The organism is Vagococcus fluvialis (assembly GCF_048815235.1).
Taxonomy (GTDB): domain Bacteria; phylum Bacillota; class Bacilli; order Lactobacillales; family Vagococcaceae; genus Vagococcus.
On sequence record NZ_JBMEAO010000015.1, the window covers coordinates 72365 to 94658 of the forward strand.

At 32.0% G+C, this 22294-nt stretch carries 24 protein-coding genes and 1 riboswitch; of the genes, 19 read left to right on the plus strand and 5 right to left on the minus strand.

Annotated features, from left to right (window positions below; genetic code table 11):
• Positions 1-74: 74 nt before the first annotated feature.
• The gene (locus ACODH8_RS10820) at positions 75-3038 is read left to right on the plus strand and encodes a hypothetical protein (protein ID WP_332466771.1); all 2964 of its coding nucleotides are present in this window, start codon (positions 75-77) and stop codon (positions 3036-3038) included.
• A 143-nt stretch (positions 3039-3181) separates the two neighbouring features.
• Here ACODH8_RS10820 and ACODH8_RS10825 read toward each other — a convergent pair whose 3' ends face one another.
• Positions 3182-5629, minus strand: coding sequence for a DsrE/DsrF/DrsH-like family protein (locus ACODH8_RS10825; protein WP_332466772.1), 2448 nt, complete (start codon positions 5627-5629; stop codon positions 3182-3184).
• A gap of 103 nt (positions 5630-5732) precedes the next feature.
• Here ACODH8_RS10825 and ACODH8_RS10830 point away from each other — a divergent pair, with 103 nt between their 5' ends.
• The 3 genes from ACODH8_RS10830 (at position 5733) to ACODH8_RS10840 (ending at position 7188) form a co-directional block, all read left to right on the plus strand.
• On the plus strand, positions 5733-6047 hold the full coding sequence (locus ACODH8_RS10830) for a rhodanese-like domain-containing protein (protein ID WP_332466773.1): 315 nt from the start codon (positions 5733-5735) through the stop codon (positions 6045-6047).
• 16 nt (positions 6048-6063) lie between these two features.
• Positions 6064-6360: a rhodanese-like domain-containing protein gene (locus ACODH8_RS10835; RefSeq protein ID WP_332466774.1), complete on the plus strand. Its 297-nt coding sequence runs from the start codon at positions 6064-6066 to the stop codon at positions 6358-6360.
• A 114-nt stretch (positions 6361-6474) separates the two neighbouring features.
• Positions 6475-7188 (plus strand): dihydropteridine reductase, encoded by a 714-nt coding sequence (locus ACODH8_RS10840; protein ID WP_332466775.1) that lies wholly within the window; start codon positions 6475-6477, stop codon positions 7186-7188.
• A gap of 17 nt (positions 7189-7205) precedes the next feature.
• Here ACODH8_RS10840 and ACODH8_RS10845 read toward each other — a convergent pair whose 3' ends face one another.
• Positions 7206-7847 carry a PBECR4 domain-containing protein gene (locus ACODH8_RS10845; RefSeq protein ID WP_332466776.1) on the minus strand — a complete coding sequence of 214 codons (642 nt, stop codon included), beginning with the start codon at positions 7845-7847 and terminating at the stop codon, positions 7206-7208.
• Positions 7848-8102: 255 nt separating this feature from the next.
• A riboswitch (TPP riboswitch) is annotated at positions 8103-8204 on the plus strand.
• A 105-nt stretch (positions 8205-8309) separates the two neighbouring features.
• Between ACODH8_RS10845 and ACODH8_RS10850 the strand changes: the two genes are divergently transcribed.
• Together ACODH8_RS10850 and ACODH8_RS10855 are read left to right on the plus strand one after the other, a co-directional pair.
• The gene (locus tag ACODH8_RS10850; protein ID WP_332466777.1) at positions 8310-9062 is read left to right on the plus strand and encodes a 3-oxoacyl-ACP reductase; all 753 of its coding nucleotides are present in this window, start codon (positions 8310-8312) and stop codon (positions 9060-9062) included.
• A gap of 24 nt (positions 9063-9086) precedes the next feature.
• Entirely contained in the window at positions 9087-10376 is a 1290-nt protein-coding gene (locus tag ACODH8_RS10855) for an LLM class flavin-dependent oxidoreductase (RefSeq protein ID WP_332466778.1), read from the plus strand.
• A gap of 47 nt (positions 10377-10423) precedes the next feature.
• On the opposite strand, the gene ACODH8_RS10860 is transcribed toward ACODH8_RS10855, so the two are convergent.
• Positions 10424-11308 carry a LysR family transcriptional regulator gene (locus ACODH8_RS10860; protein WP_332466779.1) on the minus strand — a complete coding sequence of 295 codons (885 nt, stop codon included), beginning with the start codon at positions 11306-11308 and terminating at the stop codon, positions 10424-10426.
• A gap of 170 nt (positions 11309-11478) precedes the next feature.
• Here ACODH8_RS10860 and ACODH8_RS10865 point away from each other — a divergent pair, with 170 nt between their 5' ends.
• From ACODH8_RS10865 to ACODH8_RS10915, 11 genes are all read left to right on the plus strand, one after another.
• A complete protein-coding gene (locus tag ACODH8_RS10865) occupies positions 11479-11898 on the plus strand; it encodes a CidA/LrgA family protein (protein ID WP_332466780.1) in 420 nt (139 codons plus the stop codon).
• On the plus strand, positions 11888-12595 hold the full coding sequence (locus tag ACODH8_RS10870) for an LrgB family protein (RefSeq protein WP_332466781.1): 708 nt from the start codon (positions 11888-11890) through the stop codon (positions 12593-12595). The genes ACODH8_RS10865 and ACODH8_RS10870 overlap by 11 nt, the downstream gene beginning before the upstream one ends.
• A 33-nt stretch (positions 12596-12628) precedes the next feature.
• A complete protein-coding gene (locus ACODH8_RS10875) occupies positions 12629-13738 on the plus strand; it encodes a lactate oxidase (RefSeq protein ID WP_332466782.1) in 1110 nt (369 codons plus the stop codon).
• Between the two features lie 196 nt (positions 13739-13934).
• Positions 13935-14177 (plus strand): hypothetical protein, encoded by a 243-nt coding sequence (locus ACODH8_RS10880; protein WP_332466783.1) that lies wholly within the window; start codon positions 13935-13937, stop codon positions 14175-14177.
• A 42-nt stretch (positions 14178-14219) separates the two neighbouring features.
• Complete coding sequence (locus tag ACODH8_RS10885) at positions 14220-15227, plus strand: DUF6933 domain-containing protein (protein ID WP_332466784.1); 1008 nt, start codon at positions 14220-14222, stop codon at positions 15225-15227.
• A gap of 99 nt (positions 15228-15326) precedes the next feature.
• Positions 15327-16301 carry a tRNA-dihydrouridine synthase gene (locus ACODH8_RS10890; protein ID WP_332466785.1) on the plus strand — a complete coding sequence of 325 codons (975 nt, stop codon included), beginning with the start codon at positions 15327-15329 and terminating at the stop codon, positions 16299-16301.
• Positions 16302-16414: 113 nt separating this feature from the next.
• The gene (locus ACODH8_RS10895; protein ID WP_332466786.1) at positions 16415-16618 is read left to right on the plus strand and encodes a helix-turn-helix transcriptional regulator; all 204 of its coding nucleotides are present in this window, start codon (positions 16415-16417) and stop codon (positions 16616-16618) included.
• On the plus strand, positions 16608-17138 hold the full coding sequence (locus ACODH8_RS10900; RefSeq protein ID WP_332466787.1) for a DUF3278 domain-containing protein: 531 nt from the start codon (positions 16608-16610) through the stop codon (positions 17136-17138). The genes ACODH8_RS10895 and ACODH8_RS10900 overlap by 11 nt, the downstream gene beginning before the upstream one ends.
• Positions 17139-17176: 38 nt before the next feature.
• The gene (locus tag ACODH8_RS10905) at positions 17177-17710 is read left to right on the plus strand and encodes a DUF3278 domain-containing protein (RefSeq protein ID WP_332466788.1); all 534 of its coding nucleotides are present in this window, start codon (positions 17177-17179) and stop codon (positions 17708-17710) included.
• Between the two features lie 422 nt (positions 17711-18132).
• Positions 18133-18936, plus strand: coding sequence for an AAA family ATPase (locus ACODH8_RS10910; protein WP_332466789.1), 804 nt, complete (start codon positions 18133-18135; stop codon positions 18934-18936).
• Positions 18937-18956: 20 nt separating this feature from the next.
• Positions 18957-19325: a hypothetical protein gene (locus tag ACODH8_RS10915; RefSeq protein ID WP_332466790.1), complete on the plus strand. Its 369-nt coding sequence runs from the start codon at positions 18957-18959 to the stop codon at positions 19323-19325.
• 11 nt (positions 19326-19336) lie between these two features.
• Here the strand turns inward: ACODH8_RS10915 and ACODH8_RS10920 are convergent, their stop codons facing one another.
• A complete protein-coding gene (locus ACODH8_RS10920) occupies positions 19337-19609 on the minus strand; it encodes a hypothetical protein (protein WP_332466791.1) in 273 nt (90 codons plus the stop codon).
• Positions 19610-19698: 89 nt separating this feature from the next.
• Here ACODH8_RS10920 and ACODH8_RS10925 point away from each other — a divergent pair, with 89 nt between their 5' ends.
• Both ACODH8_RS10925 and ACODH8_RS10930 read left to right on the plus strand, forming a co-directional pair.
• Positions 19699-19995: a hypothetical protein gene (locus tag ACODH8_RS10925; protein WP_332466792.1), complete on the plus strand. Its 297-nt coding sequence runs from the start codon at positions 19699-19701 to the stop codon at positions 19993-19995.
• A gap of 357 nt (positions 19996-20352) precedes the next feature.
• Positions 20353-21048 (plus strand): alpha/beta hydrolase, encoded by a 696-nt coding sequence (locus ACODH8_RS10930; RefSeq protein WP_332466793.1) that lies wholly within the window; start codon positions 20353-20355, stop codon positions 21046-21048.
• Between the two features lie 162 nt (positions 21049-21210).
• On the opposite strand, the gene ACODH8_RS10935 is transcribed toward ACODH8_RS10930, so the two are convergent.
• Positions 21211-22122 carry an LPXTG cell wall anchor domain-containing protein gene (locus ACODH8_RS10935; protein WP_420517732.1) on the minus strand — a complete coding sequence of 304 codons (912 nt, stop codon included), beginning with the start codon at positions 22120-22122 and terminating at the stop codon, positions 21211-21213.
• Positions 22123-22294: the final 172 nt, after the last annotated feature.

Genomic DNA, 22294 nt, shown 5'->3' on the forward strand with positions numbered 1-22294 from the left:
TGTTTATTATCAGAAAAAAACATCTGTTATTTATATATAAATATGTGGAAGGTGTTTTTGGAGGTGCATATCAGATGCGGATTATCAAAAAAAATAAACCTATTAGCTTGCTTATTTTGTGCATAATCTTTTTTTTAAGTTTTGAAAATAGTCATGCTAGTCCCATTTTACAAGATAATTGGGCAACAATATTTGATTATAAAACAGGCAAATATATACAAGGACATAGAAAACTTCCGGATACAAATATTGTTAGATTAGCTTATCAAGGTGGTTCTCATTTAAAAAAAGATCTTAAAATAGGCGGGCAACCAATTAAGAGATTCCCAGTAAAAGTAGGACCACATCAAAAAGTAACTATAGAAAATGTGGGTTCTTTGTACGGTGAAGAAGTAGTTTTTGCAATGGAAGCTAAAACAGGGTTCTATTTAGATTTTGATGAAGGTGGTTTAGCTGTCTCTAGTAATGAGGAAAACTCATATCAAATTACAGATTATTTCAAATTTTGGATAGAAGATAAAAATAAAAACATTATTAATGATGATAGTACTCTTTTTTTACTTAGTACTACAAGTAAAAGAAATGCTAATATTCAGTTTTATGAAACAATTTATATGAGTAATTCCTCGGAAGTTTATATAGTTGCTTCGAATCAAAGAGAAGATTTGAGTTTAAGTACGTTGATTTATCCTAATAGTAGTAATGTTGAGGTGGAATCGAATGCTAATTATTCAGAGGAAGATATACCCAATAATTACTCATATGGATTTCAATCTTTAGGTAAACCAATTGAAGTTCAAAGAAATATGGCTTCGATTGCTTTAACAAGAATTACGGACATTTTTCTAAGTCCTAATAACCCAGTAGGTGTTGAACTACCTTACCAAGCACCCAGAGTTATCAATACACTTAGTCAAAATTGGGGAGTTGCAGAAGTTGAAGTGATTCAAGAAGTGATTAATCAAGGATTTGACAATCATTATCCGCAAAGTCTAGATATTATTATTGAACCAGATTCAATTCTTGATATTGAGAAAATTGGAGCTAAAGATGTTTCAGTGAGTAGTTCAAACGGAATGGAAATTGAAAATTATAAAGTGAGTTTTCCGGTAACTGGCATTAACAAAAATAAACTAGTTGTGTCATTGCCTAGTAGTACATTAAAAAAATTAAAAGATACTAATGTTGTAATTAAAACTAAAATCCCACTCAAGTTAGAAGAACCAACACTAAAAGATCACTTGGATAATGGAGTGATTAAGACAGTAATTAAAGCTAATAATAATAAAGCTTTAACAAGTTCGAAATTACCAATAGTGGCAACAGGAAATGCAAATGTGGTCGTTCCTAAGCCTACAGGAGAACCTAGATTAGGTAAAATTGTTTATCAAAATTCGTTTGCAACAGAATTAGTTGCAACAGAACTTGTGAAAAATCTAAAAAGTGAATTTCCTAATGACTCAGTAAAAATTAATAAGGTCCTGGATACAAAGGAATTTGAAGTCATTGGTGAAGACAGTGTAAAAGTTGAAATTCAAAGTGTTTTGACTGGCGTGAAAAATGAAATAGAAGTACCAATGATGGTTATTTCAAGAGGATTAAATATTTTAGAACCTATTGAAATAATACCTGTTAAAGATCAAATAGCAAAACAAAAAGAAGATTTAATCTATTATCCTACAATTAAGCAAAAAATAAGTAATGTATCAAATGCGTCAGAGACATTAATGGATGATTTAAAATTAGTCATGGTGTATTCTCCTTATCTTAATAAAGAAGAGATGACATTTGAAATATTTGTTGATGGTGAACCAATGGCAAGTGATAAATATGTCAGTAAGGATGAAGGCGATAATACGTTTAGTATCTCGTTTAATAATAGTACTATAAATGAAGAGTTGTTAGGAAAAGAGGTAACGATTGAGCATAAAGCTCCTATAGGGGTAAATGATGGTTCCATTATGAATATCTATCAAGAAAGTTCTAAGGAGTTTGCCTTTCCAATTATGGCTTATCATACTTATAAAGAAAAAAAAGAGACATTTATATATACTCAAAAACCTAAAACAGAAGAAACTCAAAAGATAAACTATCAACCAAAAATAGAAGCTGAAGGAATAGATAAAGAAGAGGTGATAGTTGGTTCAGAAGTGAAAAATCCCGAAGAGTATATAAAAACTATAAGTGAACTAGATTTTACTTTTGATTCATATAACTTTTTCTTTAAAGAAAAGCCAGATTTTTCGACAGTAGGTGAAAAAGAATTTATAGTTATAGCAGAAAGTATTTCTTTTAAACATCAAATAGAGATACCAGTAGTAGTAAATGTGGGTGTGCCAAAATCAGAATTATCGATTAAACAGGTCTATAAGGGAACTAATCAATCAATTTATTCAGAAATTTCACCAGAAATAATAGTTGATAATAGTAATAATAAAGGAAGATATCCAATTGGAGATCCTTTAGAACCTATATTGAAAAGTATGACGGAAGACGAGTCTCAGTTACAGTTAAATTTTAATTGGTATAAACAGTTAACTTATAAAGAGTATTCGGTACGAGTTGATGATAAAGTGATAGAAACAGATAGAGTACCGGCTGAAGATTTTGAGGTGATTTATGAATATAGTGGTTTGTTGTCTCTATCAGTATCCGACATAGATTTTGATGAGGTTGCAGTAACGTCATCAAATCATTTCTTACATCCTTTAAAGACAACCGATGATAATAAAAATAAAGACATAGAAGTCGTAAATACAACACTTAATCCCCATTGGAAAATTAAAGTTGCTTTACCAAGTGGAATTACTAATTTAAATAATGATGAAACTTACTTAGGCGGTTTAGAGTTTACACGAACAAATGAAACAACCCCTGTGGAAATTGGAAATTCAGGTGTTGTTTTTGCAGAGCGTTGGGCGACCAATAATGACATAAAGACAATTATTCCATTATCGATTAACTTGTATCAAGATATAGGGAATATGGTAGGAGAGTATCATGGAGAGGTAGTTTGGTCTGTTGAGGATGCCCCTTAAAGATTACAGTGTAAAGGATATTTAAAATAAAAGATAGGATTCAAAAATGAACATCATTTTTGAATCCTTATTTTTTATACATAGAATTAACAGCTAAAAAATATAATTCCATCCTCCTTCGATATTTTTAACAAAGTAACCACTTAGATAAAGAGATTGAGATTAGCATTTTCACTATCTCCAAGGTAAGTAGCAACCCCACCAAATTCAACGAAATCAAATAATTCTTCTTGTTCAATCCCCATAATATCCATACTCATAGTACAAGCCACAAATTTTACGCCTAAATCATTAGCTTTTTGAATCATTGTGGGTAGTGACTCCACATTTTTCTGTTTCATAACTGTTTGAATCATTTTAGAGCCCATTCCTCCCATATTCATCTTAGAAATAGGTAGTTTGTTGGCGTTTTTGGGAAGCATTATGTCAAAGAGTTTTCCAAGACCAGTTTTCTTCACTTTCTGTTTTTTCAAAATACTTAATCCCCAGAATGTGAAAAATAGAGTAACCTCTTTACCCATAGCGGCAGCACCGGAAGCAATAATCATTGAAGCTAACGCTTTGTCTAAGTCCCCACTAAAAACAACCATAGTAGCGCCATTCTTGCCTTCTACAAGAGTACCTTCTTTAGGTAAACTATCTAAATGAAAGCCACCCTTAGCTACAGTTGCAACGACTTTTCCATCCTTAATTTGATTATCTATTATAGTGTTACCAGTATTTTTTGCCCAAGCAGCTATATCGGCATGGAAGCCGAAGTCACTAGCTTGTACAATCATTTGCTGTCCATCTGCCATTTTATCCATTTGTTCTTTCACTTTTAATATCGGACCAGGGCATTGTAAACCGCAGGCATCAACTTCAATTGTTTCTAAAGAAGACTGAGTCATTACTGATTTAACTACTTGTTTTGGTTTATTAGGACTTAGTGTAGGTTGTTCAGTTAGTTGGTAATGAGCTATTTTACAAGTTTTATAACCACCATCTAAATTTTTTACTTTAAATCCATTATGCATAAGAACACGAGCGGCGTTGTATCCACGTTGTCCCACTTGGCAATAAATGTAAATAGTTTGATCTTTAGGTAGTTCATCTAAACGATTTCGTAATTGATTTAATGGAATTAGATGACTATTTTTTAGTTGTCCAGTTGTTAATTCAAAGTCCTCACGAACATCTAAAAAGTAGTTGCCTTCCTCGATTAATTGATCCACTTCATGCCACTGGAAAGTGTCTACTTTTTGATTAATGATATTGTCTGCTGTATACCCAAGCATGTTAACAGGGTCTTTAGCGCTTGAATAGGGAGGAGCGTAAGCTAGTTCTAAATCGGCTAATTTTTCAGCGGTAGCTCCTAATTTCATCGCAGTAGCAATCACATCAATTCTTTTTTCAACACCCTCTGTTCCAATACCTTGGGCTCCTAAAATTTTACCGTCTGTTCCAAATAAAAGTTTTAAATGGATAGGACTAGCATTTGGATAATATCCTGCGTGAGAGTTAGGATGGATATGAATGGCAGTGAAATCAATGCCTTTATTTTTTAGCAATCTTTCGCTATTACCAGTAGAAGCAACAGTTAGTTCAAAAACTTTTGCTACAGACGTACCTTGAGTTCCAGTGTAGTCAATTTCTAAGCCATTAATAATATCAGCAACTAGACGGCCTTGACGATTCGCCGGCCAAGCTAATGGGATGTTAGTAGGAGATTGATCAATAAAGTCTGGTACTTCAATAACGTCTCCAATGGCATAAATGTCCTTAATACTTGTTTCAAACGTATTAGAAACTTTGATTGCTTGTTTAAAACCAAGTTCAATTCCAGCGTCTTTTGCTAAAGTATTCTCAGGAATAACACCGATTGAAAGAATAGTCATATCAGTTTGTAGTGTTTTTCCACTAGTTAATAATAATTGATTTCCATTATCTTGAATTTCTTTAAGCCCATCATTTAAGAAGAGGTCAACCCCGTGAAGATTTATCTGGGTATGAAGTTGCTGAGCCATTTCAATATCAATATTTGGCATCACTTGTGGAGCCATTTCCACTAGTTGAACATGAATCCCTAGTTCTTTTAAATTCTCCATCATTTCAAGACCAATGAACCCACCACCAATAACAGTAGCTGTTTGGACTTGGTTCTGTTTAATAAAATAGTTGATTTGATCCATATCAGGAATATTTCTTAAGCTAAAAACATTTAAAGCAGAACCAAGCCCGTTGATAGGCGGGATAAAAGCTTTAGCTCCTGTTGAAATAATGAGTTTATCAAAGGATTCTTGATAGGTTTTGTTAGTTGGAAAATGATGAATAGTCAATTCTTTTTTGACACCATCAATTTTTGTTACTTCTGAATAATTTCTAATATCAATATTATATTGTTCTTTCATACCCTCTACGGTTTGTAAAAGTAAATCATCACGTTCTTTTATAACGCCTCCTACGTGATAAGGTAAACCACAGTTGGCAAAAGAGATATATTCTCCTTTTTCAAATAAGATGATTTCCGTATCTTCGTTTAGTCTTCTTAAACGAGTTGCAGCAGTTGCGCCACCTGCAACCCCACCGATAATTAATACTTTTTGTGTCATTATAAGTCTCCTTCATTGTTTTTATTAAGTTTAAATCATTGACAAAATAGGCTGTTACCTGTTTAATATACCCTATAAGGTATATAGAGACAAGGAGATAATGATGATGTTTAGTTTATTTAATAAAATACCGTCTATTTCTACAAAGGAATTAGAAAGTAAATTAGCAGAAAAAATAGTATTATTAGATGTACGCACACCGGCGGAATATAAGAGTGGACATATTTATCAAGCAGTTAACAAACCACTGGATAAAATGAATACCTATCAAGGTAAGGAAAAAGAAGTGTATGTGATTTGTCAGTCGGGAATGAGAAGTAAAAAAGCAGCTAAAACCTTGAAAAGCAAAGGTTATGATGTCATTAATATACGCGGTGGCATGAGTCAATGGCGTGGTAGTGTCAAAAGAGGAAAATAAGAAAAGAGGATAAAAAATGTTTAAATCAGCAGGAATGCCAGAATTTTATCAAGAGTCTAAAAGAAATAAAGTAACTATTATTGATGTAAGAGAATCTTTTGAATACGAGATGGGACATATTCCAGAATCTATTAATATGCCTTTAAGTGAATTAGGAGAGACTTTTGAAACTTTGGAAAAAGAAACACCGTATTTCTTAATCTGCCAATCAGGTTCACGTTCTGCCACAGCAGGCGAATTTTTAGGTATGCAAGGATATGATGTAACGAATATTTTAGGTGGCATGGGATCTTGGCCAGGTGACATAGAGTAATAGATTAAGGAGATGAGTAAAATCATCTTCTTTTTTATTTAATTGATATTGAGAATCGTTATCAGTTGGTGTATATTTAATAGCAAGAACCTTGAAAAGAAAAGGAGATAGGTTATGGAAATTTTTTGGACAACTATTAAAGAGATCGTTGATGAAACAAATGACGTTAAAACATATAAATTAAACTGCCCAGAAGGATTTATGTGGGAGGCAGGTGCACATACACATTTTGCTTTAGAAGGATTTAATATTGGAGAGAAACCAAACCGAAGTTTAGTGCGCCATATGTCGATTTCAACATTACCTGAAGAAGGTAGTATAGGGATTACGACACGGATTAAAGAAGAGTGTTCAGAGTTTAAAGGTATTCTTAAAAAAGAAGGGAAAAATAGAAAAGTTGCTTTGTTTAAAACATCTACTAATGTTCCTTTAAAAAGAGATAATCGTCCTATCTATTTATTGTCTTCTGGAGTTGGGATTGCGACTTTCCGCCCCTTAGTATTGGATTATTTGAAAGATGATTCGGCAGTAGCTAGTTTACATTCATTAACAGTGAACTCTGATACAGAAATCTTATTTGATTCTGTTTTTAAAGCAGATAAAAACAAAGGATTTAGTGTCGCGACAGCTAAAACTCGTGATGAGTATTATGAAGCATTATCTTTATTGGCTTTAGATAAAACAGCATATTTTTATATTGTAGGAAGTGATGATTTCTTGCGACAAAATATTGCTCTTTTACAACAAGCTGGTATTTGGAATGAGCGTATTATTTTAGATAAACATGATTTTCAACAAGTAGAATTTTTAGAACCAACAAAAAAATAAAAACAATGAAGGACGTTTTATGAGCGTACTTCATTGTTTTTTATTAGCTCGTCGTCTAATAAAGGACGAATATCTGGATAGTTATTAAGAAGAGATAGAGAGCCTTTCTCTAGCGTATTAAAATATCTAGTTCCTTTAGGTTTAGAGATGATTAAATCAATTAGCTTTTTGTTTTCTTTATTTAATTCATCATTTTTTAAAAGAGTATTTGGGACTAACTTATCTTTTTGTTCTATGAAGCCTAGGGTGCATTTTTGATTAGCCGTGGCTAGTTTGCAATAAATTTTATTTTTTCTAAATTCTTCTTCTAGGTAAAGATCATCACTTGTAAAAAAATCTTTTAAGAAAAGCAAAGATTTTCTTTTTCTTCTGACAGATCCCTTAGCAGATGGATTTGGAATAATAATGTGGTGAGGTTTTAATTTTTTATTTAGAGCGTAAGAATAAAATTGATTGGTTTTTAAGGGTGTTTTAACACCTGTTAGATGTAAAAAATTATTACTTTTTCCTGTAATATGAAAAACTTTCTTATCATCTATTTGAGAAGAAATGAGTAGATATTCTTTATCAACTAACTCTTGTTTGTAATAGTCGACAGCTAAGTGAATATCTTGAATTGTATTTTCTTCAAATGATGTCTCATTCTTTTTTTGAGTCATTTTTTTCTCCTAAAAAAAAAGTGAGAGAAATAAATTTCCCTCAACGTAATGGATATGGGTTTAATGTCTCCAGTCCGACTATGAACATGTACTTGAAATGCTCTTGTCCCCATTATACCGCGTTTACGAACATAATACAAATAGAAAACAAGGTTGTTTTTATAAAGAAACTAATTTCGTTTTTCAAACGTTTTCTAGTTAAATTTGTTTATTAAGATTGCTTATTAAATTGATATCGGATACAATGTGGGTAATTAAGAGCACTAGGGGAGTTATTTAATAACTGAGATGAAGTCCTTCAGACCCTTTGAACCTGATCTAGCTAGAACTAGCGTAGGGAAGTGTGGACATTAGCAATCATACCCCAAAAAGCAACTGCTTTTTAATTATGCTGTTACTGTGCGCACTTTTCTATATTTAGAAAAGTGCGCTTTTTTTATCAAAACATAAGGAGTGAATGGTTTGAGTAAAACAGTATTAGTAACAGGTAGTAGTCGTGGATTAGGTGCGGTGATTGCAAGAACGCTTGTTGAAAAAGGGTATCGTGTAATTATCAATTATTATAATAGTCAACAATTAGCAGAAGAGTTAGTCGCAGAATTAGGATTAGAAAATGCAGTAGCTATAAAAGCTGATGTGCGAAATAGCGAAGAAGTAAAACAAATGATTCAAGAAGGAACAGATAAGTTTGAACAAATTGATGCAGTGGTCAATAATGCCTTAGTTAATTTTAAATTTGATCCTATTGCTCAAAAGGCTTTTGGTGATTTGAGTTGGGAAGATTACCAACAACAAATCGATGGGACATTAAAAGCAGCATTTAATGTCATTCAAGGTGTGCTCCCTCAATTCACAGAAAGAAAAGATGGAACAATTGTGAGTATTGGGACTAATTTATATCAAAATCCAGTTGTTCCTTATCATGAATATACAACAGCTAAAGCTGGCTTAATAGGATTTACAAGAAACATTGCTGCGGAGTTAGGTGCAGAAGGAATCCGTGCTAATGTTGTTTCAGGTGGTTTACTAAAAATGACAGATGCAAGTAGTGTGACAACACCAGAAGTCTTTGACTTAATTGCACAGTCGACGCCGTTAAGACAAGTAACAACTCCGCAAGATGTGGCTAATATGGTTGCCTTTTTAGTATCCGATGAAGCTAAAGGAATCACAGGTCAAAACATAACCGTTGATGGCGGTTTAACAATGAACTAATAATCATTTAAAAAGGAGACGTTTATGGAAAAGAAATCACTTCATTTAGGTGTTTTATTATTTGGTTGTGGACACCATCAAGCTGCTTGGAAAATGCCAAACTCTAGTATTGAACGCTTAGGAGATATTGCCTATCACCAATCACTAGCACAGCTGGCTGAAAAAGGGTTATTTGATATTGTGTTTTTTGCGGATAATCAATCATTTCCAGGAAACAATACGGAATCTTTCCCAGTTTCTTGGTTTGACCCTTTAATAAATTTAACGGCGATTTCACAAGTCACAAACCATGTGGGACTAGTTCCAACGGTTTCAAGCACTTTTTCTAATCCTTACACAGTAGCTAGGCAGTTACTAAGTCTAGATCATATAACTGGCGGACGAGTGGGATGGAATTTAGTGACTTCTATGACTGATTTAGAAGCACAGAATCATAGCATGGAAAAATTACCACCTCATGAGATTCGTTATAAAAAAGCCCATGAATTTGCTAAGGTAGTTAATGGTTTATTTGAAACATGGCAATTAGATAGTTTCAAACCCAATCGTGAAGTGGGCACTATTCTTGATACCTCGATGATTCGTCCTATCAATCATAAGGGAGATAATTTTGAAGTAAAAGGTCCTATGTCAACGCCTGGTAGCCCTCAAGGAAAACCTGTTGCTTTACAAGCAGGGGCTTCGGATTATGGAGTTGATTTAGCTAATACTTATGCAGAATGTGTTTATTCTGTTTCTTGGAATTTGGCTCAAGCTCGCCAGTTTAAAGAAAAGCTAGTTGCTAAAGAACCTAATAGAAAACAGCCCTTGAAAATTTTTCCAGGGTTAGTCACTTATGTAGGAAAAACAAGGGAAGAAGCTTGGGCTAAAAAAGAAGCATTAGATGATTTACTTGCTGTAGAAACAGGATTAAATCAGTTAAGTTTCTTTACCCAACAAGATTGTGCAACGTGGGATTTAAATGAAAAAGTACCATCTTTACCACCATTAGAAGAATTCACAGGTCCTAAGGGTCGCTATCAAACTATTCTTGAGATTATTCAAGATAAAGATCCGACAGTTAAAGAGTTACTAGGTTATCTAAGTGCGGGAGGTGGACATTTTACCTCGATTGGAACGCCAGAAGATATTGTAGATGATATGGAGAGATGGCTTGAAGCAGGTGTTGCTGATGGCTTTAACTTAATGCCACCAACTTTACCTGGTAGTTTAGATGATTTTGTTACCTTAGTAGTACCAGAGTTACAAAAAAGAGGGCTATTTAGAAAAGCGTATCAAGATGAAACTCTACGTCAGAGGTTAGGGTTAGCCTAAGATAATAAAAATGAGGATAGCTTGAAAAAGCTGTCCTCATTTTTGGTTTAATTAATTCCTTTAGTTAAATCTATAACAGCGTCATTAAAACTACGTTGAAATTGATTGAAGTTACGACTTTGATTAACAATTAAACTAATCAAAATATTAGGAGCATCTTCAATAGGGACTTTGACAAGTGAGGCATGTTTTGGGACAATTATATCACTCATAAAAGCAACCATATTAGTTGAAGAGGCAACCGAAACCGCAGTTCTGATTTCCTTTGTGTAAAGAATTTGTGGTTTTTTGATGTGATTTTCATCTAGCCATTGTTGAAAAATACGTTCGTGAAGATAACCTTTTTCAAGTGAAATGCAAGAAAGATCCTGTATTTCGCTTAGTCTGATGAATTTTCTTTTAGCTAATGGATTATTAACCGATACCCAAGCAGCCATTTCTTCTTGTTGCAAGGGAATTTGCATGATGTGATAAGGATCAACAGGAGTAAAATCACTGGCAATAATAGCGAGTGGTACTTCTCCTGTTTTAACTAAATCAAGCATAACATCAGAACTTTCTTCCTCAATTAGTTTAAGGGAGTCGGCATATTTTCCAAGATTAGGTAAAAGTTCAGGCATGAAGTGTCCACCAATTGTTGGAAGTAACCCAAAATAAACAATTTGGTGATTAAAATCGTGAATTTCTTCGTGTGCTTGTTCAATTGATGTGATAATTTGTTGAGAATATTTTAATAAAATGTGACCTGTTTCTGTTAATGAGAGTTTCTTGTGATTGTTTTTTCTATCTATTAAGAGAGTATCGAGCTCATCTTCAAGACGTTTTATAGCCATTGAAATAGATGGTTGAGAGATGTAGAAGTGAGATGCTGTCTCAGTAAAGCTGAGAGTTTGTGCTAGATGATTGAAGTAAGTTAAGTCTTTTATGTTCATAAGATTCTTCCTTTAATTGTGATTTTTTTATCATAAGTAAAACATATCATAAACCCTTTAGCATAAATTTTACTTATGATAACATAACTAATCGATATTATCCAAAGATAAAATTGCGTGTTATATTGGTCTCGTTAAAACGTTTACAGGTAATGGAAGGATGGATTTTTGTGAAGTTGATTAAAGAATTATTTATCATTATGCTGTTCGCATTTTTTGGAGAAATGCTTTCTCTGCTTTTCCTAAATGTGATGGTTATACCTGGTAGTGTGATTGGAATGGTGTTATTATTTTTAGCCTTACATTTCAAATTAGTACCAATGAAAGACGTGGAAGATGTTGGTACATGGCTAACCAATAATATGGGCATCTTTTTTGTTCCTGCCGGAGTTGGCTTAATGGCTAACTTTGATACACTAGCAGATACTTGGTGGCAATTACTATTAATCATAGTAGTAACAACTGCTTTAATGATGGCTTTTGTCGGAAAAGTCGTTCAAGCGATGAAACGCCGCTTTGATAAAAAAGTGCTAACAAGTATGGAACATCATATTGAAGAAAATAAAGGAGGCGATACTCATGTTAAGTAAATTAGTTGAAAGTCCTTTTCTGTGGATTTCTTTAACAGCCGGTCTTTATTTATTAGGTGGAAAATTAAAAGCTAAGTGGCCAATAAACCCATTATTTAACCCCTTAGTATTCTCGATAACGATTATTATTGGTATCTTGATGTTATTTAATATTCCATTAGAGACTTATGAACAAGGTGGTCAGTTGTTTAGTCTACTTATCACACCAGCAACTGTGGCTTTAGCGATTAAGTTAGAACAGAATTTTGACTATTTTAAAAAATATTATCCAGCAATATTAGTTGGTATCTTTACAGGAGTTATATTCCATACAGCGATGATTTATTTCTTCTCACTATTACTAAAACTTGATAAAAATCTTGTCATGACGCTTTTACCAAAATCTATTACCACAGCCATTGCTGTTGATGTTTCAAGTGCCCTAGGTGGTATTGTTTCTTTAACAGTTGCCGTAGTCGTTTTTACAGGTGTAGTTGGATCGTTAGTAGGTCCTTGGATTATGAAAGTCTTTAAAATTACAGATCCTGTTGCTCAAGGTGTTGCTTTTGGGAGTTCAGCCCATGCGGTTGGAACGTCAAAAGCCATTGAACTTGGTGAAGTTCAAGGAGCAATGTCAGGTTTATCAATTGTAATTACTGGAATCACTGTTGTAATCTTAGCGCCATTAACAGCACCAATTACCAATTTATTCTTTTAAACATACCCAAAAATAATAAAGGTGGTTATTCAAATGACAGAACAAATTAAATACGATGCACCAACAGTAGAACAAGAAATCGAAGTAATCAGCACATATCACTTAGAAGAAGCAGCAAGTAAAGTGGTTCCTAAAGGTGGATTTGATTATATGGCAGGTGGATCTGGTAAAGAATTCACTTTAAAACGTAATGATTCAGCTTTTGAGAAAAAAGGAATCGTTCCTCGCGTATTAGCCAACGTAGAAAATCCTGATACATCGACTTCAATTTTTGAACATGATTTAAAAGTACCTTTCATCATGACACCAATCGCAGCTCATGGTTTAGCTCATGCAACTAAAGAAGCAGGAACTGCTCGTGGGATTGCTGAATTTGGTGGAACAATCATGTCAATTAGTGCTTACTCTGGTGCGACATTTGAAGAAATTGATAAAGGATTAAACGGTAATCCTCGTTGGTTCCAAATCTACATGAGTAAAGATGAAGAGATGAATAAAAACATCTTAGATGAAGCAAAACAAGACGGTGCATCAGCAATTATTTTAACAGCTGACGCAACTTTAAGTGGTAACCGTGAACGCGATATTACAAACAAATTTGTTTACCCATTTGGTATGCCAATTGTTTCTCGTTACCTAACAGGTTCTGGAGAAAACATGTCATTAAATAATATCTATGCACAATCAAAACAAAAAATTGAACCAGCAGATGTGAAATTCATTGCTGAATACTCTGGTTTACCTGTATTTGTTAAAGGAATTCAAACACCAGAAGATGCATTACTTGCGATTGGTGCTGGAGCATCAGGTGTTTGGGTATCAAACCATGGTGGACGTCAATTAGACCAAGCACCAGGTTCATTTGAAACATTAGAAGCTATTTCTAAAGCTGTTGCTGGCCAAGTACCAATCGTTTTTGATAGTGGTGTGCGTCGCGGAGAGCATATCTTCAAAGCTTTAGCTAGTGGAGCAGATATTATTGCAATCGGTCGTCCAGTTTTATTTGGACTAGCTTTAGGTGGATACAAAGGCGTTAAATCTGTTTTAGAATACTTTGAATCTGACTTAAAACGTGTGATGCAATTAGCAGGAACACAAACAATTGAAGACGTGAAAAACGCTCAATTAGTAGATATGGATTAAAAAGATTTTATTGAGGCTGACCTTTTAGGGCAGTCTCTTTTTTATTTATACGAATAGTTATTAGTAGTCAGAGGATAAAAAGTTTGCTCACCTTGTTTTTTTATTGAGATTTTTATAAATAATCGATAAATGATTGCTTACTTTAAGAATAGGATTTACTTTAAAAGTATGTCTGTTATGAATAAAGAAGATTGATATGAAAAAATTGATGAAGTGGTTGTTTTGGTTGAGTATTCCTTGTATTTTTGTAGGCTATTTTTTACAAACGATTTTAATTCCTATTGCCGATTTTGAGACGTTAACCAAAGCCGAAATTAAGGCAGATCAATTAGAGTTTGCTATTAATTATCCATTAGGTATTTTTATGTTATATTTTGGACTCGCTATTTTAATCGTATCAAGTTTCTATTTAGTTATCGCTAAACTAAATTTGTTATAATGACAATAATAATTAAAATATACAGAAAAAGGAGTAATAAAGATGATTATTCATGCTACCAAAAAATCATTACCACTCTTTAGTTATTTAACACCAACTGAAAATATTAATGAAGCTAAAAATCGCTCAAATCAAAATCCCTTAAATAGTTGGCATGCTAATTATTTTAATATTAATCGTAAGAAGATGTTGTTACTTGTTAATGATGCCTCACTTTATACTATATTAATACCTGATGTGAATGCTAATAGAAAAAAAGAATTAGATGAGTTGATTTTTGAAACTTTAAAGTATCAACTTAAAACAGATGGTTTGCCAATAAAACTAGCGCAATCATACTTAGATCAACTTGGTTCGATTGAAGTTGCAACAGGTTATAATAGAAAGGTAATAAGTACATCGAATCATTTTATTCTATTACTTGAAGATCTTATCTTTAGTAATAATTATGCTACAACACCTAGTAAATTAGCTTCATGGCTCAACAAAGTTCCTGTATCTTCATTAGACTATGCTTATCCTGTAGTGGAATTAAAAGCGTGGTTGAGTGGAGAAAAGCAACCCGTAACTATGAAAGAGACATTACCTAATGGAAAAATAGCTATTGAAAAAAAATGGGATGATTTTAGCCTTTGGAAATATAGAAGTGAACAAGTAGAAGTGAATAGATTGAATTTATTAAAATTAGAAGATGATTTTATTGAACATTCAGCTCAATTGATGGTAGGATTTCGTACTTATCTAGAAAGTGAAGAGAAATTATCAGATAAAGTTATTAAAAGGCATATTAATAATGGTGAGTTTTTTATGGACTATTTACAAAGCACAACTATATACACACCATTATCAGATGACTGTGATTTAATGATGTATCTATATTGGTTAATTGACCGATATGTTATTACCACTGATGGTGAATTTAATCGACATGTAACAACATTAAAAAAATTCTATCATTTTTTATTTTATGTTAATGAAATCGACGAAAAAGAACTCCGGAAGAAAAAAGAAGATATTAAGGATGCAAAAGAAATTATATTTGAACTTTAAAGGAGTCATACTATTGCAAGTACATCTTTTTGATTCTTCTTACTTTTCTTAGTATAATGAGCAAAGAAAATCAGTCTTAAGAGAAACGGAGCATATATAATGACAACCAATTTTTGGGCAGAATTACCAAAGCCTTTTTTTATTTTAGCACCAATGGAAGATGTGACAGATGTTGTCTTTCGCCATGTCGTTAAAACGGCAGGAGCACCAGATGTCTTTTTTACAGAATTTACCAACTCAGATAGTTATTGCCATCCAGATGGACGTGATAGTGTTAGAGGACGCTTAGTTTTTACTGAAGACGAGCAACCAATTGTAGCTCATATTTGGGGAGATAAACCTGAATTTTTCCGTGAAATGAGTATTGGAATGGCCGAGATGGGCTTTAAAGGAATTGATATTAATATGGGATGTCCAGTTCCAAATGTTGCAGATAGAGGAAAAGGTAGTGGTCTGATTTTAAGACCTGAAACAGCAGCTGACTTAATTGAAGCCGCCAAAGCTGGTGGGATTCCAGTAAGTGTAAAAACGCGCCTTGGATTTAAAGAATTATCTGAAATGGAAGCTTGGATTACCCATCTTTTAAAACAAGATATTGCTAACTTATCTATCCACTTAAGAACGCGTGAAGAAATGAGTAAAGTAGATGCTCATTTTGATATGATTCCTGCAATTATGGCGATTCGTGATAAGGTAGCTCCTAATACGTTAATTACGATTAATGGAGACATTTTGGATCGTCAAATGGGACTAGAGTTAGTTGAAAAATATGGTGTTGATGGCATCATGATAGGTCGTGGCGTATTTAAAAATCCATACTGTTTTGAAAAAGAACCTAAAGAGCATACATCAGAAGAATTATTAGGTTTATTGAATTTACAAATTGATTTACAAGATAAATATGGTGAATTAGTTCCACGATCAATTGTTGGTTTACATAGATTCTTTAAAATTTATGTGAAAGGTTTCCCAGGAGCAAGTGATTTACGTGTGAAATTAATGGGAACTAAATCAACAGATGAAGTAAGAGAAATTCTTGCAGCTTTTAAAAGAGGCGAGTTTAAACCAGAATAGAGAAAAGAGGTTAATCTAACAAGATTAGCCTCTTTTTTGTCATATATATTTGACATTTTTAAAAAGCAGGCGTATGCTTTGTTTGTCACATATATATGACAAAGGAGAGCGAGATGAACCGAGTAAAAGCTTATCGAATTGAAATGAAAATGTCTCAAAGTGTCTTAGCCCAAGAAATTGGCGTGGCTAGACAAACGATTAATTTAATTGAGAATAATAAATATAATCCGTCACTAGACTTGTGTATTCGTTTAGCAAAAGTGCTAGGAACTGATTTAAATAGTTTGTTTTGGGAGGTAGAAGGGGATGGAGAGTAAAGAGAGTTTAACAGTTAAGATGATAAAACGAATGTATGATGTGTCTGGGGTGTTAGATGAGTATCGTAAAAGTAGAATTGACGAGGTTGGTAATCAAGCTTTTATGATTTTTTATATGTACACACCACTATCACTTCTTATAGCTACTTTATTTATAGATAGCTATCCAAGAGAAGCATTAATAGCGTTATTAGGAAGTAATTTTTTATTATTTATGATTATCACAGGTTATATTTTTATAAAAACGGCGGACTTAAGACTGCAAGATATTGAAGTCGAAAAGAAAAATTATCAAGCGCAGAAGAAACGACTGATTAAAAAAAGTCTAAGAAATGGCCTTTATACTGCGATAATGATTTATGTTGTAATGCCATTAATTTCAGTTGCTGTATCAGGTGAATCGTATAAGGATTTATTAACTTCATGGTCACATATTAAAACAAGTTTATTAGGTGGAATTTTTATCTGTCTTCTATTGTTAGGGACGAATTTGTTACAACTAAAGAAAATAGAAGAATAAGTAAACTGTAAATTGAATTTTTTGGAGGATGAATAGAAATGGAAGCGAAAGAAAGTTTAACTATTAAATTGATTAAGCGTTTTTATGGGATTACAGGAGTTATAGACGAGTATCGTAGAGGAGAAATTGATAAAATTGGTAATAAAGCTTTTATGTTGTTATACGGTTATATTCTTTTATCAACCTTTATAGCTATTCTGTTTATTGAAAATAATCCTCAAGGAGCATTATTAGCTTTAGCGGGAAGTAACATAGTTGTTTTTATGGGTATTAGTGGCTATATCGTTTGGAAAACATCTCGATTAAAATTAATAGATATTGAAGTAGAAGAAGATAAAATGAAAGTAACAAAGCGAAAATTAATTATCAAAAACATAGGTGCCACTATTTATTTTGCTATAACGATACATTTCTTAAATGCTTTAAGTACGATCATGATGGACGGTGGTTCTTTTGTAGCAGAATTAACTTCTTGGAGTCATATTAAATCGAGTCTGTTGAGTGGTGTTTTATTTGGCGTACTGATGTTAATTTTTTCTTTCATGAGATTAAAGAAAATAGAAGATGAGTAACCCTTACTTAAATTAAAATCCTTAACAAAAATAGGTGGTATAATGTAATAAAAGGGGAGAATTAAAATGTACGCGACATTGACGTTAGTTATTCTCATTATTATATTTGGATTATGTGTGTTTGGTCTTTGGAAATTAATTAAGTGGTTATCTCAAAGAAAATAAGTAAAATGCCCTCAATTTCTATTGAGGGTTTTTAAATAAGCTAAAAGGGTATCAATAAGAGTTTTAAGAGTTAGTAAAAATCTGATTTCCATTTTGTCGAATAAAGAAAAAAGCACATCCAAAACCTCCTTAAAAAGGCTCTGAGAGCAAATTAAAGAATATGCTTCAAAAGTGTTTGTAAGGCTTGATATATCAGTGTTTTTAAGGTAATAATATGAGTATAAATTAAAAAGTAATACGTATAAGGGGGGGCTTAGGTGTTAAAAAAAATAATCCAAATGGAGCCATTTCAAAAAAGGAATGACTATCCATTTAATCTAAAATGGTTAAAAAATACACCAGAAATAGAGTTTAGAAAACCATTAACTTTTCTAGTTGGAGATAATGGTATTGGGAAATCCACACTTCTTCAAGCGATTGCGATTCAAAATCAAATACCTCAATTAACTAATGAACTATATGAAAATGACCCTGAATACGAAACCATTTCTAGACTATCTGAGTCTTTAAAATCTCATTGGGATGTTAAATCTAAAAGCGGCTTTTTCTTCAGAGCAGATGACTTTATTAGTTTTGTTAGAGAAAATAAAAAATTGCGAAAAGAGTTAGAAGAAGACTTAAATCGGTTGGACGAAAGAGGTGTCCATAAACTTGCTTTTGAGAGACAACCTTATCAAAATTCTTTAGATGCCTTAAAAAGAAGTTATCCGAAAGAGCTTCATAAAATGTCTCATGGGCAATCATTCTTAGCTTTGTTTAAAAGCAGATTGACACCTAATAGTTTGTATTTATTAGATGAGCCAGAAACACCACTTAGTCCTCAGAATCAGCTAACGTTACTATATATGATTGATGAACAAATCAAACAAGGTTCTCAGTTCATCATAGCATCACATTCTCCAGTTCTCACAGCTTATCCTGATGCTGATATTTATAATATTAAACCTGAAAGTATTCAATTAATAGATTATGAAGAAATTGAAAATGTTGAGTTCATGAAAAACTTTATGGCAGATCCAAAACGATTTATGTATTATACATTTGAAAATAACCATCATTAAATTATTAAGGAGTGAATCTAATGTCAAAAAGCCAATATATCTATCAAATTTCAACAAATCCTATCATACAAGAGAATCCAACTGTTTTTTTACAGGAGGAAGAATCCTATTCATTTGGTTTTATAGGAGATTTCTCCGTAGTCACTGGTATGAATGACTCGGTAAATAAAACAATGGACGCTATTAAGAATAGTTTATTTGTGTATATAACTGGAGAGATAGATGCTACTACCTTTTTTGAATTAGGCTTAGCAGTTTCATTAGAGAAAAAGATTTATTATGTAACGGACAAGCAGCAAAATCTATTTGATGTACATCTTCCGTATGACTTATCAAACTTAGAAATGATTGATTATAAAAGTTTTATGAACGTAATTGAAGAACTGTAATTTTAGTACGATTAAATAATATGAAGTGTTTTAAGAATCAATAAAATCAAAAAGCCAATAAAAATCGGAGGAACATACTTTAATAAATAGTCAGAAGTAGTACTTCCAATATAGCGTTCTTTTTCATAATTTGGGTTATTTTTATCCTTCTTATATTGTGTAATAGATCTAGCAAAAAATAAGCCATTAGAACGTTTCATAAACAAAGCAACAGCAAGTAACAATCCGCTAATAGAAACGTCAAGGAACAACCAATTAGTTAAGCTATCGTTATTTTGAAACATGTCATCACCTCTTTTAAATAAAGTATAACATAAGATGGAAATGATTTTTATACATGGAAGAAACTATCAGATTAAGCTGGAGGTAAGGAATGAATTCTATAAAAACAAGACGAATATATTTATTAATGTCATATGTATGTGGATTAGTTGTATTTCAGATGAGTTCGATTTTTCAAAGAATGGCCTATTGGGGAAATACGTTAGTTTGGTATTGGGTAGGAATCTCCTTAACTTATTTGATTTGGTTAGTAGGAGTTATATTCTTAGTAGTGAGTTTTAAGCAGGGGAAAAATATCAAAATTTTAGGTTTCATTTCTGGAGTGATATTAGTCTTAGGTTTTCTATGGACTACTTTTATCATAATAGCAGGTCTGTCTGGTATCTGATAAATCAGTTGAATTGATACTTGGTTAGAATGGGAGTAGTAGAATGAAAGACTTAAATATAGCCATTATAGGGGTTGTTCCTTTTTGACGTAGATCTTTGTAGATACGAGTTCCAGAGACTAGAAGAGTGAGTATTAACATCAATAGTATTACTAATAGTAAAATCATAACGATCATCCTTTCTTAGGGGGGAAAATAGTGTCTTAATTTTGACTGGTTACAGCAATCTCTTTATAAAAATTATATCATATTAAAATAAACACTTCTTTATGTTAATTTTACCATCAAAATCAACTTTATATAATGCCACATTATGTTAACCGTGATACACTTTAATAAAACGTTAGGAGAATATTTATGGTAATTAATAGCAATTATATTCATAATAACGATGTTAGAATTCATTTTTTAGAATCCGGAATAAAAACAGAAGAAGTACCTAGTCTATTATTTATTCCAGGTATGCTTGGATCGGCTGATCAATATGAAACTGAATTAAAAGAGTTTTATCCTATGCATAGTATTGCTATCAGTCTAAGAGGAAATGGAAAGAGTGATATGCCTTTGGGTAAATTTGCTTTTGAAAACTATTATTCTGATATAGAAACTGTAATAAATCATTATAATTTAAATGAAATTCATTTAGTTGGACATTCTATGGGAGCTCTTCTAGCTATAGAAACTGCTGTAAAATATCCTGAGAGTGTAAGAAGTTTAATTATTTTAGATTATCCGTTTAAATTTAATTCATTTTCAAAAAATTGGATTGATAAAACTGCAAGCTTTGGATACGATGAAGCTCATTTAGAAAATATTTTTAATGATTTTCATAGCATAGACTTAACTGAAGATTTGAAAAAAATAAACTGTCCAGTTTTAGTAATTCAAGGTAAAGAGAGTGATTCAAAATTAACTGAAGAACACATAAAAGTATACAAACAAAACTTAAAACAAGTTAAAACAATTACTTTTGAAAACTCTGGACATGAAATATCTAAATCTGATTATCAAAATTTTATAAGTACTATTAATAAATTTATAGAAATCAATTAGCCTTATTTTACTAGTTATAACGTCAATTATGTTTACTCTGACGTTTTTAATAGCAAAATATAGAAGATAATTGCCTTATAAAATATTTAAAGCCCTCAGAACGACTCTGAGGGCTTTTTAGCTATTAATAATAGAGATTATATCTACCATAAGGTTAAATAACTAATTATTAAATTTTCTTGATTTAAATATAATTACTACAAAAGATAAAATTAAAACAAAACCAATACTTACTAAACCTATATTAATTTTGCTTTCCCCAGTTTTGGGTAATTGATTTGTTGTTTTAGAATCTTTTTTTGTCTCTTTTTCGGTACTAGATGTTGTTGCTTTTTTATTTGTTTCTACTTGTTTCTCAACTTCTTGCCAAATAGTATCTAACTCTTCTACTGTTTTCGCTTTTTCTACTTTTTCTAAGAAAGAACTACCTTGTTCCTTTGTTAAATCTCCATTCTTTATTAATAATTCTATTTGAGTTTTTATATTTATATACTTATCAGCAAATGCTCCCTTTGTTAATTCTTTACTGTCACTTAATTTTTTTGCCTCACTTAATATAGCTTCTGCTTCTTCTCTTGTAGTTACTTGACTAAGTCTATTTAAAAAATCATTCATTTCTTTTTCTGTTAGTAGCTTATCTTCGTACATTTTCTTAATATTAAAACTAATATCATTTTTAGTCATTTCTAAAAAATAATTATCACTAATTTTTTTTGCCTCATCTAATATAGCTTCCGCTTCTTCTCTTGTAGTTACTTGACTAAGTCTATTTAAAAGATCATTCATTTCTTTTTCTGTTAGTAGCTTATCTTCGTACATTTTCTTAATATTAAAACTAATATCATTTTTAATCATTTCTAAAAAATAATTATCACTAATTTTTTTTGCCTCATCTAATATAGCTTCCGCGTCTTCTCTTGTGGTTACTTGACTAAGTCTATTTAAAAGATCATTCATTTCTTTTTCTGTTAGTAACTTATCTTCATACATTTTCTTAATATTAAAACTAATGTCATTTTTAGTCATTTCTAAAAAATTTTTGGAAATAATTGTGTCTGCTTCTTTTACTATCACTTCAATGTCATCTACTTCGATAGCTTGATTAAGTCTATTTAAAAAGGCTCTTTGTCAACTAGTGTTGGTGAGAGTAAATAGTAAGAATGAGGATCTAGAAAACAAAAGTTTTCTAGATCTTTTTTGGTGTTTTAAAAGCATTTCCTTTGAGACAAATAGTGATACGTAGTTT

Coding starts and splice junctions, on each gene's coding strand:
- ACODH8_RS10930 (WP_332466793.1), top strand. CDS start 20,353: ATGGTAATTAATAGCAATTATATTCATAATAACGATGTTAGAATTCAT.
- ACODH8_RS10870 (WP_332466781.1), top strand. CDS start 11,888: ATGTTAAGTAAATTAGTTGAAAGTCCTTTTCTGTGGATTTCTTTAACA.
- ACODH8_RS10925 (WP_332466792.1), top strand. CDS start 19,699: ATGAATTCTATAAAAACAAGACGAATATATTTATTAATGTCATATGTA.
- ACODH8_RS10835 (WP_332466774.1), top strand. CDS start 6,064: ATGTTTAAATCAGCAGGAATGCCAGAATTTTATCAAGAGTCTAAAAGA.
- ACODH8_RS10845 (WP_332466776.1), bottom strand. CDS start 7,847: ATGACTCAAAAAAAGAATGAGACATCATTTGAAGAAAATACAATTCAA.
- ACODH8_RS10915 (WP_332466790.1), top strand. CDS start 18,957: ATGTCAAAAAGCCAATATATCTATCAAATTTCAACAAATCCTATCATA.
- ACODH8_RS10855 (WP_332466778.1), top strand. CDS start 9,087: ATGGAAAAGAAATCACTTCATTTAGGTGTTTTATTATTTGGTTGTGGA.
- ACODH8_RS10890 (WP_332466785.1), top strand. CDS start 15,327: ATGACAACCAATTTTTGGGCAGAATTACCAAAGCCTTTTTTTATTTTA.
- ACODH8_RS10830 (WP_332466773.1), top strand. CDS start 5,733: ATGATGTTTAGTTTATTTAATAAAATACCGTCTATTTCTACAAAGGAA.
- ACODH8_RS10900 (WP_332466787.1), top strand. CDS start 16,608: ATGGAGAGTAAAGAGAGTTTAACAGTTAAGATGATAAAACGAATGTAT.
- ACODH8_RS10920 (WP_332466791.1), bottom strand. CDS start 19,609: ATGTTTCAAAATAACGATAGCTTAACTAATTGGTTGTTCCTTGACGTT.
- ACODH8_RS10875 (WP_332466782.1), top strand. CDS start 12,629: ATGACAGAACAAATTAAATACGATGCACCAACAGTAGAACAAGAAATC.
- ACODH8_RS10905 (WP_332466788.1), top strand. CDS start 17,177: ATGGAAGCGAAAGAAAGTTTAACTATTAAATTGATTAAGCGTTTTTAT.
- ACODH8_RS10895 (WP_332466786.1), top strand. CDS start 16,415: ATGAACCGAGTAAAAGCTTATCGAATTGAAATGAAAATGTCTCAAAGT.
- ACODH8_RS10840 (WP_332466775.1), top strand. CDS start 6,475: ATGGAAATTTTTTGGACAACTATTAAAGAGATCGTTGATGAAACAAAT.
- ACODH8_RS10885 (WP_332466784.1), top strand. CDS start 14,220: ATGATTATTCATGCTACCAAAAAATCATTACCACTCTTTAGTTATTTA.
- ACODH8_RS10880 (WP_332466783.1), top strand. CDS start 13,935: ATGAAAAAATTGATGAAGTGGTTGTTTTGGTTGAGTATTCCTTGTATT.
- ACODH8_RS10820 (WP_332466771.1), top strand. CDS start 75: ATGCGGATTATCAAAAAAAATAAACCTATTAGCTTGCTTATTTTGTGC.
- ACODH8_RS10860 (WP_332466779.1), bottom strand. CDS start 11,308: ATGAACATAAAAGACTTAACTTACTTCAATCATCTAGCACAAACTCTC.
- ACODH8_RS10825 (WP_332466772.1), bottom strand. CDS start 5,629: ATGACACAAAAAGTATTAATTATCGGTGGGGTTGCAGGTGGCGCAACT.